This window comes from Streptomyces sp. bgisy027, assembly GCF_057710365.1.
The window spans coordinates 143,813-157,983 of record NZ_JBYIVZ010000013.1 but is presented as its reverse complement, the minus strand read 5'-3'; the positions used below and the strand labels follow the sequence as shown (position 1 = coordinate 157,983).

The window sequence follows — 14,171 nt, the reverse complement described above, 5'->3', positions numbered from 1 at the left end:
GACGGACGGCCCCCTGGGCCGCTGACGGAGCTTAGCTCATTGTTACCTATACTCACAATGAACATTGTCCTGATATTGTTCCCCCATGACCACCTCCGATCCCGACGGCCCGCTCGCCGAGCAGCTGCTGCGCTTCACCCGCCGGGTGCACCGGATCCAGAAACGGCACCTCCATGAGTGCGGCCTGGGTGTCACCCCGGCCCAGTCCCGCCTGCTGCGCACGCTCGCGCACTACGACTCGCCACCCCGGATGGCCGACCTCGCCGAACGTCTGGAAGTGGTCCCGCGTGCGGTGACGACGCTGGTCGACGGCCTGGAGGCGAGCGGAAAGGTGCGCCGCGCGCCGGACCCGACGAACCGCCGGGTGATCCGCATCGAACTCACCGGGGACGGCCACAAGGCCCTGCGGGAGCTGCATGGCGCGCGCCGGTCGGCCGCGGAGGAGATCCTGGCGCCGCTGACGGACGACCAGCGGTCGGTGCTGGGTGAGCTGCTGGATACGTTGATCGACGGAGGTGGGGGACGGGGGTGCTGAGCGCCGCCGCGTGAGCAGGAAGGGGCCGTGGCCGCCCCTCCCGTACTGCGGAGCGGCGGCCACGGCCCTTCGAGAAGGCTGTGCCTGCGTACTCGGCCTCAGCCGGTCTCGGCGGCCGTTTCCTTCTTGAGCTCCGGTGGCCGCCCGGCCGGCTCCTCGTCCTCCAGGTCGACCCCGATCTCCCCGTCGAGGATCTTCTTGGCCCGCTCCCTGTCCAGCGCACCCTCCCAGCGGGCGACCGCGAAGACGGCGACGCAGTTGCCGAGGAGGTTGGTGACGACGCGCATCGAGTCCATGATGCGGTCCACGCCGAGCAACAGGGCCACGGCGCCGGCCGGGATCGCGCCCAGCGAGGAGGCGGTGGCCGACAGGGCCAGGAATGCCGAGCCGGGGATGCCCGCCATGCCCTTGCTGGTCAGCATCAGCACCAGGACGACGGTGATCTGCTGACCGAGGCTCAGGTCCACGCCCACGGCCTGGGCGATGAACAGCGTGCCGATGGACAGGTAGAGCGAGGCGCCGTCGAGGTTGAAGGAGTAGCCCGTCGGCAGCGCCAGGCCCACGGCGTCGTCGCGGGCGCCGGCCTTGCGCAGCTTCTGCATCACCCGGGGCAGGACCGACTCGGTGGAGGCGGTGCCCAGGGCGAGCAGCATCTCCTCGCGGATGTAGCGCAGGAACTTCCACAGGCTGAGGCCGGTGACCGCCTTGAGGGCGAGGGCGAGCAGGCCGATGAACAGGGCGGCGGCCAGGTAGCACAGGACGATCAGCTTGCCGTAGGTCTCGATGACGCCGAGCCCGTAGTTGCCGATCAGGACGGCCATCGCGCCGAACACCGCGATCGGGGCCAGCCGCATCACGAAACCGACGATCGCGAAGATGATCTCCTGGGCCTGTTCGATGGCGGGCAGCACCTGCGGCACCTTGGTGCGGCCGAGATGCAGCAGCGCCGCGCCCACCAGGCAGGCCAGGACGAGGACTTGGAGGAGGGAGTTCTCGGCGAAGGCGCCGACGAACGAGGTGGGGACGGCCTCCAGCACGAACTCGGTCGTCGACGGCAGATGACCGCCGCCCGTCTTCGCGTCGACCGCCGAGGCGTCGAGCGTGGCGGGGTCCACGTTCATCCCCGAGCCCGGCTGAACCACGTTGGCGGCGAGGAGGCCGATGACCAGCGCGAGCGTGCTGGCGACCTCGAACCAGATCAGGGCCTTCAGTCCGATCCGGCCGAACGCCTTCAGGTCACCGGCCTTGGCGATGCCGACGACGACCACGCAGAACACCAGCGGCGAGATGACCGTCTTGATGAGCCGGATGAAACCGTCGCCGAGCGGCTGAAGATCGGCGCCGAACCCGGGCCACAGCTTCCCGACGACGATTCCGAGTACGAGGGCGCAGGCGACCTGCGCGAAGAGGGAGGTACGCAGTATGCGTGCGACGCGTCGCGGCAGGGACGGTACGGGCGGCGGCACGGGAACTCCTTGGGGACGGCGGCACGCAGAAGTCCCCCGGAACGGTGGGGACTTCTGCCATACGGAAAGCGCATTCCGTTCGGATCACTGTGCGGGTGATGTTGGTCCCGCACGAGACCGCCGTGTTGCATCCGCGTAAATCACGCCCCGCGTGACGCGTCGCACGCACCCCGCCTCAGCAGCGGATTCGGTCCTCCGTGAGCACCCCCTGAGCGCTCGTCAGAGAACGGTCGTGGCAGCCGTCCGAGCCGTACGCCCGATACCACTCGCTCGTCGCAGCGACCGCGTGCCGTTGGTCGCGCGGCACGTTCAACGTCCAGGCGGCGTCGCCCGTGTAGGTGTCGTCGACCCGCGACCAGTGCGTCCGTCGCCCGTCCTGCGTGGTCACGACGGAGGCACGGTCACCGAGGGTCAGTACGGTGCGCAACCGGTCGCCGGCACCGATGCCGATCGAGCCGTCCATCGTGTACGTCCGCCGAGTGCGGGTCGTGCGGGCCTGCCCGCGCCCCTCCACGGTGACCGACAGGTCGTCCGTCCAGGTCGCGTCGAGGGCGTCCAGGTTCTCGCCGTCGGTCCAGCGGTGCGCGGAGTCGTTGGTGAGCGAATGGCTCACGGTGGTCGTCACCCGGCCGTGCGAGGTGTCGACGTGCCCGGCCACGGTCAGCCGGTGACCACCCTTCGTGTCCACCCGGGGTTCCGAACCGGGCGTGTATGCAGAGGAGTTGACGCCTTCCCCGTCAGCGTGCGGCTTTCAGGTGCGCCTTGTCCCCCATCACGACCACGGGATGCAGGTCCGGATCGAGCGTGCGCAGCAGATACCGCATCCCCGATTCGGACAGACTCACGCAGGCCGACGTGCCACTGCCGTGGTCCATGTGCAGCCAGATGCTCCCGCCGCGGTCGTCGCCCTCAGGGCGGGTCGGGTCGTTGGGTGGGGTGCCCTTGACGCGGTTGTAGTCGACGGCGATGACGTAGTCGAAGTCGTGCCAGTGCGACTTGGCCCACCAGCGCGGCGCCGCGAAGGCCGCCGACCTGGTGTACGGCAGCCTGGCCCCGGGGTCCTGCAGTACGCCGCCCGCGTCGCTGAGCGTGAACACGCCCACGGGGCTGCGCTTGTCCCCCTCGCGGTGGTCGGTGGTCCAGCCCTTCTTCCCGTTGTGCGCGGGCCAGGCGCGGACGCGTTCCCAGTCGGTGCCGTGCTTGGTGTACAGCACGACGGTGGAGTCCGCGGAGTCCTTGCCGTCGCCGTAGACCGCCACGACCTGGCGGGAGTCGGCGGGGATGCGTCGCTGCCAGCGGTCGCCGACACCCGGGATGCGCGTCGGATCGGTGGTCTCGGCCGATCGTCTGGGCGCCGAATCGCCGACGTCCGTGCCGGCCCCGTCCCGCGCTCCGTCCCGCGCGCCGCCGCACGCCGTCAGGGTCGCGGTCGCCAGCAGGGTTCCGAGTACCGCCGTCGCGACCGTCGCGCGCCATGTTCCGCCGTTCCGCATCGGTCCATGGTCGCACGGCGTCCGGCATGGGGCCGGAACTGACCGGCCCGTTGGAAAACCGTTTGCGTCCGGCGACGCTACGACGCGAACCTGTCACGGTTTGCTGCCGCCGTGCGCTGCCCGTTCCGCGCAACGGCCGTCACTCAACCCCATCCCTCCTCCCTCACTGACACGAGCCACTGGGACGTCATGCAGATTCAAGACCTTCCGTACCCCGACCCAGGTGTGCCGGACGCCCGCTCAGGTCCCCGATTCCTGTGGTGGCTCTTCAGGAACCAGTTGGACGGCCAGCTCAAGGCCCTGGCCTGGGGACTGCTGCACTTCCTCTCCGTCTCCGCGCTGCCGTTCTGCGTCGGCGTCGCCGTGCAGGCCGTCGTCGACCGTTCCGGCGGCCGGCTCGCCCTCGCGGGCGGGCTCCTCGCCCTGTGCTGCGCCGGCAACGCGATCGGCGAGACCTTCCTGCACCGCGCCGCCGTCACCAACTGGATCACGGCCGCCGCCCGCGTCCAGCAGGTCCTGGCCCGCAAGACCGCGCAACTGGGCTCGGCCCTGACCCGGCGCGTCGCGGCCGGTGAGGTCGTGGCCGTCTCCACGGGGGACGTCGAGAAGATCGGCTGGTTCGTCGAGGCCTGGTCCCGGTTCACCGCGGCGGCCGTCACCATCGTGGTGGTCTGCGTCGGCCTGGTCCTCTACCAGCCCGAACTCGGCACGGTCGTCGCCGTGGGCCTGCCCGTACTGGCGATCGCCGTACTGCCCCTGCTGCCGCGCGCGACCCGACGGGCCGACCTCCAGCGCGAGAAGGCGGGCCGCGCCACCGAGCTCGCCTCCGACACCGTCGCCGGCCTGCGCGTCCTGCGCGGCATCGGCGGTGAGGAACTCTTCCTCGACCGCTACCGCAGCGCCTCCCAAGAAGTACGCCACGCGGCCGTGCGCAGCGCCCGGATGTGGTCCCTGATCTCCGCGATCCAGGTGCTCATGCCGGGCCTGCTGCTCATCGCGGTGGTCTGGTACGGCGTCCGTCTCGCCCGGCAGGGCCAGGTGAGCATCGGCGAACTGGTCACCGTCTACAGCTCGATCATGATCCTCACCTACCCGCTGCGGCACTTCGAGGAGATCGCCATGGCGTACTCCTTCTCCCGGCCCTCGGCCCGGCGCGCCGCCCGCGTGCTGTCGCTGGAGCGGGCCACCGACACCGGCGGGTCGCGCGACGGAGCGGAGGTGCCGTCCGGCGATCTGTACGACCCGGCCACGGGACTGCTCGCGCCCTCGGGCCGGTTCACCGCCGTGGTGTGCGGCGACCCCGACGCGGCGGGGCGGCTGGCCGAACGGCTGGGCGGGCACCCCTCCGAGGAGGGCACCTCGGTGCTGCTCGGCGGCGTCCCGCTCGACGAGTTGCCGCTCGACAGCGCCCGTACGGCCGTCCTCGTGCAGGACAAGGACCCGGTACTGCTCTCCGGCACCCTGCGCGAACTGCTCGACGTGCCCGGATCGGGCGACGTCCGCCCCGAGGACGCCCTCGCGGCCGCGCAGTGCGAGGACGTCCTGGCCGCACTGGTCCAGGGTTCGCTCGACACCGAGGACCCGATGGACGCCCGGATCACCGAGCGCGGCCGGTCCCTGTCCGGCGGCCAGCGCCAGCGCCTCGCGCTCGCCCGGTCGCTGATCACCGACCCGTCTGTGCTCGTCCTGGACGAGCCCACCTCGGCCGTCGACTCCCATACGGAGGCCCGCATCGCGCTCGGCGTGCGGAAGCTGCGGGCCGGGCGCACGACCGTGGTGTTCACCTCCTCTCCCCTGCTCCTGGACCGCGCCGACCGGGTCGTCCTGATCCACGAGGGCGAGGTCGCGGCGGTCGGCGTGCACCGCGAACTGGTGCACGCCGAGCCCCGGTACCGGGCCGTGGTGACACGGGAGACGGAGGAGGAGGCTGCGGAGACGAAGACCGTTCGTGGCGACCGGCCGGCCGGCGACCGACCGGTCAAGGCGTCCTCGCTCGACGAAGTACTCAAGGAACTGGAAGAGATCGAGGAGTCGGCATGATCGGCGTTGCGCCACCGGAGTACGACCCGGCGGCCCCGACAACGGCGAACACCCTGCCGGTCGGCGCCCCCACAACCGTTCGCGCCTACGTGGTGGAGCTGTTCCAACGGCACCGCCGTGCCTTCCTGCTGCTCGTCACCGTCAACACGGTGGCCGTGCTGGCATCGATGGCGGGCCCCTGGCTGCTCGGCGGTCTGGTCGAGCGGGTCTCGGACGGAGCCCCCGAGCGTGAACTCCATCTGGAGCTCACCGTCGGCCTGTTCGTGGCCGCGCTCGTCGTGCAGGCCGTGTTCGTACGGCAGGTGCGGCTGCGCGGGGCGATGCTCGGCGAACGGATGCTGGCCGATCTGCGCGAGGACTTCCTCGTACGGTCGGTCGGACTGCCGCCCGGAGTCCTGGAGCGCGCCGGGACGGGCGACCTGCTGTCCCGGATCACGACGGACATCGACCGCCTGGCCAACGCCATGCGCGAGGCCGTGCCACAGCTCGCGATCGGCGTGGTGTGGGCTGCCCTGCTGCTGGGCGGGCTGATCATCACCGCGCCGCCACTCGCCGCCGCAGTGCTGCTCGCCGTGCCGCTGCTGGTGATCGGCTGCCGCTGGTACTTCAAGCGGGCGCCCGCCGCCTACCGCTCGGAGGCCGCCGGGTACGCCTCGGTGGCCGCGGCGCTCGCCGAGACCGTGGACGCCGGGCACACCGTCGAGGCCCACCGCCTCGGCGCCCGCCGGGTCGAACTGTCGGACCTGCGGGTCAAGCAGTGGACCGCGTGGGAGCGGTACACGCTCTGGCTGCGTTCGGTGCTCTTCCCGATCATCAACGTCACCCACGTGACCGTCCTCGCCTCCGTCCTCATGATCGGCGGCGTCTTCGTCCTCCAGGGCTGGATCGGGGTCGGCCAGCTGACGACGGGCGCGCTGATCGCGCAGATGCTGGTCGACCCGGTGGGCCTGATCCTGCGCTGGTACGACGAGCTCCAGGTCGCCCAGGTGTCGCTGGCCCGGCTGGTCGGGGTCCGGGACATCGAGCCGGACACCGGGGACACCGAGCTGGCCCCCGCCGGCCGTGACGTGCACGCCGACCGGGTGCACTTCGGCTACCTGGAGGGCGTGGACGTGCTGCGCAAGGTCTCCCTGGAGGTCGCGCCCGGCACCCGGCTGGCCCTGGTCGGTCCCTCGGGCGCCGGCAAGTCCACGCTGGGCAGGCTGCTCGCCGGTATCTACGCGCCCCGCGACGGACGGATCACCCTCGGCGGGGCCGAACTGTCCCGGATGACCGCTGAGCGCGTCCGCTCCCATGTCGCCCTGGTCAACCAGGAGCACCATGTGTTCGTGGGCTCCCTGCGCGACAACCTGCTCCTGGCCCGCACCGACGCGGCCGACGTCGAGCTGTGGGCGGCGCTGGGCGCGGTCGACGCCGACGCGTGGGCGCGTGCGCTCGACGACGGCCTCGACACCGAGGTCGGCTCGGGCGGCTTCGCGCTCACCCCTGCCCAGGCCCAGCAGATCGCCCTGGCCCGCCTGGTGCTGGCCGACCCGCACACGCTGGTCCTGGACGAGGCGACGTCCCTTCTCGACCCGCGCGCGGCCCGCCACCTGGAACGCTCCCTGGCCCGCGTCCTCGACGGCCGCACGGTCGTCGCCATCGCCCACCGCCTCCACACCGCCCATGACGCGGACGTCATCGCCGTCGTGGAGAACGGCCGGATCAGCGAGCTGGGCAGCCACGAGGAACTGGTCGGGGCAAACGGTGCCTACGCGGCGCTGTGGCGGTCCTGGCACGGGTGAGCGGGGGTGAGGGCCGGGGGCGCCGGAGCCGGCAGCCGTCGGCACGGGGTTCCGACGAGTGGTGACGGGCTGTGGCCCGGCTGGTTCGAAGGGGTGGGGCCGGCCGAGTCCGACTGCGGCCATAGCCAGGCCGGCGCCCGCCATGACCTGGGCGGCGTCGACGCTCGCCAAACAGGCGTCCGCCATCGAGTGGTCAGCGTCCGCGACCGCCAAGCCGGGGTCCGCCATCACGTGGTCAGCGTCCGCGACCGCCAAGCCGGGGTCCACCATCACGTGGTCAGCGTCCGCGACCGCCAGGCCGGGGTCCGCCATGACCCGGCCGGCGTCCGCGACCGCCAAGCCGAGGCATCCGTGTCCGGCGCACCGAACTCGGCCCCGCCGCCTTCGCCCGGCGTGACCGCACGGAACCGGCCCGGGTGCATCCGGAGTGGTCGCCCTTGCCCGTGCCGTTGCGCCGGGGTGAAAAGGGGTGGAAGGCTGGATAGCGGCACCGGTTCGGGGAGCACCCGGGAACCTCGCGGTTCGCGCCGGGTGCGGCCTGTGCCCCGCGCCGCGACGGCCCGTCGCTCGCCGCGGTGGGTTCAGGCCCGTCCGCACCACCTGGAGGTACCCGTGAACAGCGCCGAGGGATGGGGTGACGACGTCTACCAGCCCGACGCTTCCGATCAGCGTGAGGACACGGGGCTGCTGGACGCGGAGGACACCCTGGAGAACGACGGCGTCGACGACCCCCTGGACCGTGGCTGGTCCCCACCGGACCGACCATGGGCCGTGGAGCACTCCGGTGTCACGGCCGCCGAGCGCCACGAGGGCGAGACCCTCGACCAACGTCTGGCCGAGGAGATGCCGGACCTTGCCACGCCGGACGGCGACGGCATGGGCGATGCCGAGGGCACCGACGGGGAACTCCTCGACAACGAGGTCGGCGCCCTGCGCTCCGGCCGTCTCGTGGCACCCGACGAGGGCGCCCACGAGGACGAGGAGAGCGCGCTCGTCGCGACGGACGTGGGCATCGACGGCGCGGCGGCGTCCGCCGAGGAGGCCGCCATGCACATCGTCGACGAGGACTCCCTGTCCGGCTGACGAAGGCGGCACCCGAGGCGCCCGTGCCTTGGACGCCCGCCCGCTTCGTCCCGCGGTCCCCGCGATCGCGGTGGCCGCCCCACCCGCTTCATCCGCCGCCCCCAGGCCATCGGCCCCGCCGATGCCGCCACCCGAGGAGCTCGTATGCAGCAGGACAAGCACCCCGACTACCACGCGGTCGTCTTCCGTGACCGCGCCGCAGGCTACGCCTTCCTGACCCGGTCCACCGCGACCAGCGACCAGACCATCGAGTGGGACGACGGCGCGACCTACCCGGTCGTGGACGTCGAGATCTCCTCGGAGAGTCACCCCTTCTACACCGGCAAGGCCAGAACGGTGGACTCCGAGGGCCGCGTCGCCGCCTTCGAGCGGCGCTACGGCGGTGGTACGGGAGAAGCGGGCTGATCCCACCGGTAGACGGTTGAGCACCCCGGAGGTCGCCGGCCTGCGGCTGTCCGGCTGCGCGGGCGGGTCACCGCGACGGTGCCGCCCACGCCGCCGCCCGCTCAGATCACGTTGAGCGCCGCCGCGCAGCCCACCCCGCCGAGCAGCATGAACACCGGCATCAGCACCTTGAGCTCGACCCAGCTGCCGGCCCGGAACCGCATGGCCTTCGGCGGTCCCAGCGGGTACCAGCGCTTGCGGCCCACCGGGATCGGCCACAGGATCGGGCAGCCGGACACCGTCAGCGCGTCCCCGATGTCGTGCACCAGCGCGCCCAGCACGATGGGCAGCCCCAGCCACAGATACTCCTGGCCGGGCGCCGTGAACAGCCAGTCCGAACCGTTGCCCGGCTTGTCCAGCACGCCCGCGAGGATCCACGCGCTGGTCGCCGCCAGCAGCCAGACCAGGACGTCGCTGCTGGAGCCCCGGGCCGCCCGCCACAGCAGACCCTCGATGGCCAGCACCATGTGCACGAAAAGGATCGCCAGCACCGCCCAGCGGCCACCGGTGATCGCCAGCGCCGAGGTGCCGCCGCCGATCATGACCGCCCACAGCCAGGTGTGCGTGAGCGTGCGATGCCCACCGGAGCGACGCGGATCGCCCTGCTTCCTCGTCGCCTTGTAGACGGCGTACGACAGCTTGTCGACGATCTCGCACAGCCACCGCGACACCGGGCCGAAGGACCGCGAGATCGTGGCCGCCTTGTGGTCGAGATCCGGGGCGAGTGCGGCTCCGGCGCAGATCAGCGCGCCGGAGAGCAGCACGGGCCAGGGCATTCCGTGCCCGGCCGCGGTGGCGGCCGCTCCGACCCCGAGCCAGGCGGCGGCGCCCGACAGTGAGTGTGCTGGTCCCATCATGGCCGTTGCCCGCCCCATTCCTCGTGTGCCGCTGTCCAGTTGACCGGTATCGCTGACTTGTCGTCGGCGACACAGCGTAGCGTTCGCGATCTTCGACCTCGCAGCCGATTCCCCGATGAGGCAGGAGGGCAGGCAAGATGGGTGGGTGACCCTCATCGATCAGCTGCCGCCGACCGCCGACCCCGACGCCCTCTACGAAGCCTTCGAGTCGTGGGCCGAGGAGCGTGGGCTCACCCTCTATCCCCACCAGGAGGAGGCGCTGATCGAGGTGGTCTCCGGCGCGAACGTGATCGTGTCGACACCCACCGGCTCCGGCAAGAGCATGATCGCGGCAGGCGCCCACTTCGCCGCGCTGGCCCGGGACGAGGTCACCTTCTACACCGCGCCGATCAAGGCGCTCGTGTCGGAGAAGTTCTTCGAGCTGTGCAAGATCTTCGGCACCGAGAACGTCGGCATGCTCACCGGAGACGCGTCGGTCAACGCCGATGCCCCCGTCATCTGCTGCACCGCCGAGGTGCTCGCGTCGATCGCACTGCGCGACGGCAAGCAGGCGGACGTCGGCCAGGTCGTCATGGACGAATTCCACTTCTACGCCGAGGGCGACCGGGGCTGGGCCTGGCAGATCCCGATCCTGGAGTTGCCGCAGGCGCAGTTCATCCTGATGTCGGCCACGCTCGGCGACGTCTCGATGTTCGAGAAGGACCTCACCCGCCGCACCGGCCGCCCGACATCGGTGGTCCGCTCGGCGACCCGCCCGGTCCCGCTCTCCTACGAGTACCGGTTCACCCCGCTCACCGAGACGCTGACGGAACTGCTGGGCACCAAGCAGGCGCCCGTCTACATCGTGCACTTCACGCAGGCACAGGCCGTGGAGCGGGCGCAGGCGCTGATGAGCATCAACATGTGCTCGCGCGAGGAGAAGGAGCAGATCGCCGAGCTGATCGGAAACTTCCGCTTCACCACCAAGTTCGGCCGCAATCTGTCCCGTTACGTCCGGCACGGCATCGGTGTCCATCACGCCGGCATGCTGCCGAAGTACCGACGCCTGGTGGAGAAGCTCGCGCAGGCCGGCCTGCTGAAGGTCATCTGTGGCACGGACACGCTCGGTGTGGGCGTCAACGTCCCCATTCGCACAGTGCTGTTCACGGCTCTCACCAAGTACGACGGCAACCGTGTCCGCACGCTGCGCGCCCGTGAGTTCCACCAGATCGCCGGCCGCGCCGGGCGAGCGGGCTTCGACACGGCGGGCTTCGTCGTGGCGCAGGCGCCCGAGCACGTCATCGAGAACGAGAAGGCGCTCGCCAAAGCCGGAGACGACCCGAAGAAGCGCCGCAAGGTCGTCCGCAAGAAGGCACCCGAGGGCTTCGTCGCCTGGACCGAGAACACCTTCGAGAAGCTCATCGCATCCGAGCCGGAACCGCTGACGTCCCGTTTCCGGGTGACGCACACCATGCTGCTGTCGGTGATCGCCCGGCCGGGCAACGCCTTCGAGGCGATGCGGCACCTGCTGGAGGACAACCACGAGCCCCGCAAACAGCAGCTGCGGCACATCCGGCGCGCGATCGCGATCTACCGCTCGCTGCTGGACGGCGGCATCGTCGAGAAGCTCGACGAGCCGGACGCCACCGGCCGCATCGCCCGCCTCACCGTCGACCTCCAGCAGGACTTCGCGCTCAACCAGCCGCTGTCGACCTTCGCGCTGGCCGCGTTCGAGCTGCTCGACCCGGAGTCGCCGTCGTACGCCCTCGACATGGTGTCCGTCGTCGAGTCCACGCTGGACGACCCGCGGCAGATCCTCGTCGCCCAGCTGAACAAGGCGAAGGGCGAGGCCGTCGCCGCGATGAAGGCGGACGGAGTCGAGTACGAGGAGCGTATGGAGCGCCTCCAGGACATCAGCTACCCGAAGCCCCTGGAGGAGCTGCTCTTCCATGCCTACAACACGTACCGCAAGAGCCACCCCTGGGTCGGCGACCACCCGCTGTCGCCGAAGTCGGTGATCCGGGACATGTACGAACGGGCGCTGTCCTTCACGGAGTTGGTGTCCGTCTACGAGCTGGCCCGCACCGAGGGCATCGTGCTGCGCTACCTCGCCAGCGCCTACAAGGCCCTCGACCACAACATCCCCGACGACCTCAAGTCCGAGGACCTCCAGGACCTGATCGAGTGGCTCGGCGAGATGGTGCGCCAGGTCGACTCCAGCCTGCTGGACGAGTGGGAACAGCTCGCCAACCCGGAGGAGATGACCGCCGAGGAGGCCCAGGAGAAAGCCGACGAGGTCAAGCCGGTCACGACCAACGCGCGTGCCTTCCGTGTCCTCGTCCGCAACGCCTTGTTCCGTCGCGTCGAGCTCGCCGCCCTCGACCAGGTCGAGGAACTGGGCGAGATGGACGCCGACGCCGGCTGGGACGCCGACGCCTGGGGCGAGGCGATGGACAAGTACTGGGACGAGTACGAGGACCTCGGCACCGGTCCCGACGCCCGCGGTCCGAAGCTCCTGGTGATCGAGGAGGAGCCGGCGAACCGTCTGTGGCGGGTCCGCCAGATCTTCGACGACCCGAACGACGACCACGACTGGGGCATCAGCGCCGAGATCGACCTCGCCGCTTCCGACGCGGAGGGCCGTGCCGTGGTCCGCGTCACCGACGTAGGCCAGCTGTGAGCACAGGAGATTCCCACGCATGACGACCAACCCGGCCGAGAGGCTCGTCGACCTGCTCGACCTGGAGCAGATCGAGGTCAACATCTTCCGCGGCCGCAGCCCGCACGAGTCCCTGCAACGGGTCTTCGGCGGCCAGGTGGCCGGCCAGGCGCTGGTCGCCGCCGCGCGCACCACGGAGGGCGACCGGCCCGTGCACTCGCTGCACGCGTACTTCCTGCGGCCGGGGCGGCCTGGCGTGCCGATCGTGTACCAGGTCGAACGGGTGCGGGACGGCAGGTCGTTCACGACCCGCAGGGTCACCGCCGTGCAGCAGGGGCGCACGATCTTCAATCTCACCGCCTCCTTTCACAAGCCTGAACAGGGCAGCTTCGAGCACCAGCTGCCGCCGGCCCGGAAGGTCCCGGCCCCGGAGTCGCTGCCGACGGTCAGTGACGAGATCCGGCAGCATCTGGGCACACTGCCGGAGCAGTTGGAGCGGATGGCCCGGCGGCAGCCCTTCGACATCCGCTACGTCGACCGGCTGCGCTGGACCGTGGAGGACGTCAAGGACGCCGAGCCGCGCAGTGCGGTGTGGATGCGCGCGGTCGGGCCGCTGGGAGACGACCCGGTCGTGCACACCTGCGCGCTGACCTACGCCAGCGACATGACTCTTCTGGACGCCGTCCGGATCCCTGTCGAACCCCTGTGGGGCCCGCGGAGTTTCGACATCGCGTCGCTGGACCACGCCATGTGGTTCCACAGGCCGTTCCGCGCGGACGAGTGGTTCCTGTACGACCAGGAGTCTCCGATCGCCACCGGCGGGCGAGGGCTCGCCCGTGGGCGGATCTACGACCTGGAGGGACGCCTGTTGGTGTCCGTCGTCCAGGAGGGGCTGTTCAGGGCGCTGTAGTCCGAGGAGTTCTGCGGCGGAGCCAGCTCAGCAGGCCACGGGACGGTTCCGGTTCCTCGTGCCGGCGCTGCGACCCGATGTGGTCGGGATGCGTCGGCGCGGACGCCCGCTCGGCCGTGGGACGGGGTGCGGGCCGCAGTGCCCGGGCGTGCGCCAGAACCTCCGTCAGGTCGGCCCGCAGCAGGCCGATCTCGTCCGGGTCGTCGGCCGTCATGATCCGCTCGGCGATGAGGGAGGACGGCGAACCCGGGGTGCCGGACGCCGGTGGGCCCGGGCGGAAGCGATGCACATGGGAGCGTTCATAGGGATCGGGGACGATCTCCGCGACCTGGACGGGATCGAGGAAGGCAGCCAGTGCGCCGGCGCTCCCCCATGGGTCCTCGGCCTGGCGCAGCAGGAAGCCGCGGTGGCGTCCTCGCCAGTTGCGCGGACGCAGGTCCACGCCCGCGTCCAGCAGGCCGCGCAATCCTTCGGGCATCCGGCGGTCGTTCAGCAGTGAGGTGTTCTTCTCGTCCGCGGCGAACCGCTTCAACTCCTCGGCCAGGTACAGCCAGACCACGGCACGGTACCGATTGAGGTACCACCTGACCGGCACCACCAGGCCCAGGCGGGCGAGGCGCGTGAACCTGCCGGCGGACACATCCATGACGTCCGCGCCCTCCGTCGTACCGACGACCTTCACTCGCTCCAGCAGGGAGTCGGGAAAACCGTCGCCCGAGCTCATCCGGTCGATCTCGGACCGTGGGACGCGTCGGCCTCCGCCTCCCTCGTCGGGCACGGTCCGGATGATCCCGAGCTGAACGGCGAGCTCCAGCTCCCCTCGCTTCAGACCCAGTTCCCGGGACGCGCGGCTCAGCGTGCAGGCGGCCAGGGTGTGCGGGTGCGTGGCCGTGACAGTGTTACCCGACATGGTCGATCTCC

Annotated in this window: 11 protein-coding genes and 1 pseudogene; 7 read left to right on the top strand and 5 right to left on the bottom strand. The window is 70.9% G+C overall.

Going from position 1 to position 14,171, the window contains the following annotated elements:
• Positions 1–85 precede the first annotated feature (85 nt).
• Positions 86–535, top strand: a complete 450-nt coding sequence (locus tag AC3ETA_RS16050) for a MarR family winged helix-turn-helix transcriptional regulator (protein WP_432193554.1) — start codon at positions 86–88, stop codon at positions 533–535.
• Positions 536–633: 98 nt separating this feature from the next.
• Here the strand turns inward: AC3ETA_RS16050 and AC3ETA_RS16045 are convergent, their stop codons facing one another.
• The 3 genes and pseudogenes from AC3ETA_RS16045 to AC3ETA_RS16035 form a co-directional block, all read right to left on the bottom strand.
• Positions 634–2,001, bottom strand: a complete 1,368-nt coding sequence (locus tag AC3ETA_RS16045; RefSeq protein ID WP_432193553.1) for a cation:dicarboxylate symporter family transporter — start codon at positions 1,999–2,001, stop codon at positions 634–636.
• 175 nt (positions 2,002–2,176) lie between these two features.
• Positions 2,177–2,737 (bottom strand): annotated as a pseudogene (locus tag AC3ETA_RS16040) (peptide-N4-asparagine amidase); the annotation flags it as partial.
• A gap of 1 nt (position 2,738) precedes the next feature.
• Complete coding sequence (locus AC3ETA_RS16035) at positions 2,739–3,494, bottom strand: hypothetical protein (RefSeq protein WP_432193552.1); 756 nt, start codon at positions 3,492–3,494, stop codon at positions 2,739–2,741.
• 189 nt (positions 3,495–3,683) lie between these two features.
• On the opposite strand from AC3ETA_RS16035, the gene AC3ETA_RS16030 reads away from it, so the two are divergent.
• The 4 genes from AC3ETA_RS16030 (at position 3,684) to AC3ETA_RS16015 (ending at position 8,806) form a co-directional block, all read left to right on the top strand.
• Positions 3,684–5,534 (top strand): ABC transporter ATP-binding protein, encoded by a 1,851-nt coding sequence (locus AC3ETA_RS16030; RefSeq protein WP_432193551.1) that lies wholly within the window; start codon positions 3,684–3,686, stop codon positions 5,532–5,534.
• Positions 5,531–7,318 carry an ABC transporter ATP-binding protein gene (locus AC3ETA_RS16025; RefSeq protein WP_432193550.1) on the top strand — a complete coding sequence of 596 codons (1,788 nt, stop codon included), beginning with the start codon at positions 5,531–5,533 and terminating at the stop codon, positions 7,316–7,318. The genes AC3ETA_RS16030 and AC3ETA_RS16025 overlap by 4 nt, the downstream gene beginning before the upstream one ends.
• Positions 7,319–7,930: 612 nt before the next feature.
• Positions 7,931–8,401: a DUF5709 domain-containing protein gene (locus AC3ETA_RS16020; protein ID WP_359052533.1), complete on the top strand. Its 471-nt coding sequence runs from the start codon at positions 7,931–7,933 to the stop codon at positions 8,399–8,401.
• A 144-nt stretch (positions 8,402–8,545) separates the two neighbouring features.
• A complete protein-coding gene (locus tag AC3ETA_RS16015) occupies positions 8,546–8,806 on the top strand; it encodes a type B 50S ribosomal protein L31 (protein WP_030962614.1) in 261 nt (86 codons plus the stop codon).
• Between the two features lie 101 nt (positions 8,807–8,907).
• Here the strand turns inward: AC3ETA_RS16015 and AC3ETA_RS16010 are convergent, their stop codons facing one another.
• On the bottom strand, positions 8,908–9,702 hold the full coding sequence (locus AC3ETA_RS16010; RefSeq protein ID WP_432193549.1) for a metal-dependent hydrolase: 795 nt from the start codon (positions 9,700–9,702) through the stop codon (positions 8,908–8,910).
• Between the two features lie 145 nt (positions 9,703–9,847).
• Between AC3ETA_RS16010 and AC3ETA_RS16005 the strand changes: the two genes are divergently transcribed.
• Both AC3ETA_RS16005 and AC3ETA_RS16000 read left to right on the top strand, forming a co-directional pair.
• Positions 9,848–12,361 carry a DEAD/DEAH box helicase gene (locus tag AC3ETA_RS16005; protein WP_432193548.1) on the top strand — a complete coding sequence of 838 codons (2,514 nt, stop codon included), beginning with the start codon at positions 9,848–9,850 and terminating at the stop codon, positions 12,359–12,361.
• A gap of 19 nt (positions 12,362–12,380) precedes the next feature.
• Positions 12,381–13,250 (top strand): acyl-CoA thioesterase, encoded by an 870-nt coding sequence (locus AC3ETA_RS16000; protein ID WP_432193547.1) that lies wholly within the window; start codon positions 12,381–12,383, stop codon positions 13,248–13,250.
• Here AC3ETA_RS16000 and AC3ETA_RS15995 read toward each other — a convergent pair.
• Entirely contained in the window at positions 13,237–14,160 is a 924-nt protein-coding gene (locus tag AC3ETA_RS15995; protein WP_432193546.1) for a DUF6397 family protein, read from the bottom strand. The two genes, AC3ETA_RS16000 and AC3ETA_RS15995, sit on opposite strands and share 14 nt — an antisense overlap.
• Positions 14,161–14,171: the final 11 nt, after the last annotated feature.

Bases quoted from the DNA above. Each gene is read 5' to 3' on its own strand.
- AC3ETA_RS16030 (WP_432193551.1), top strand. From the start codon at position 3,684: ATGCAGATTCAAGACCTTCCGTACCCCGACCCAGGTGTGCCGGACGCC.
- AC3ETA_RS16015 (WP_030962614.1), top strand. From the start codon at position 8,546: ATGCAGCAGGACAAGCACCCCGACTACCACGCGGTCGTCTTCCGTGAC.
- AC3ETA_RS16035 (WP_432193552.1), bottom strand. From the start codon at position 3,494: ATGCGGAACGGCGGAACATGGCGCGCGACGGTCGCGACGGCGGTACTC.
- AC3ETA_RS16010 (WP_432193549.1), bottom strand. From the start codon at position 9,702: ATGATGGGACCAGCACACTCACTGTCGGGCGCCGCCGCCTGGCTCGGG.
- AC3ETA_RS15995 (WP_432193546.1), bottom strand. From the start codon at position 14,160: ATGTCGGGTAACACTGTCACGGCCACGCACCCGCACACCCTGGCCGCC.
- AC3ETA_RS16050 (WP_432193554.1), top strand. From the start codon at position 86: ATGACCACCTCCGATCCCGACGGCCCGCTCGCCGAGCAGCTGCTGCGC.
- AC3ETA_RS16025 (WP_432193550.1), top strand. From the start codon at position 5,531: ATGATCGGCGTTGCGCCACCGGAGTACGACCCGGCGGCCCCGACAACG.
- AC3ETA_RS16000 (WP_432193547.1), top strand. From the start codon at position 12,381: ATGACGACCAACCCGGCCGAGAGGCTCGTCGACCTGCTCGACCTGGAG.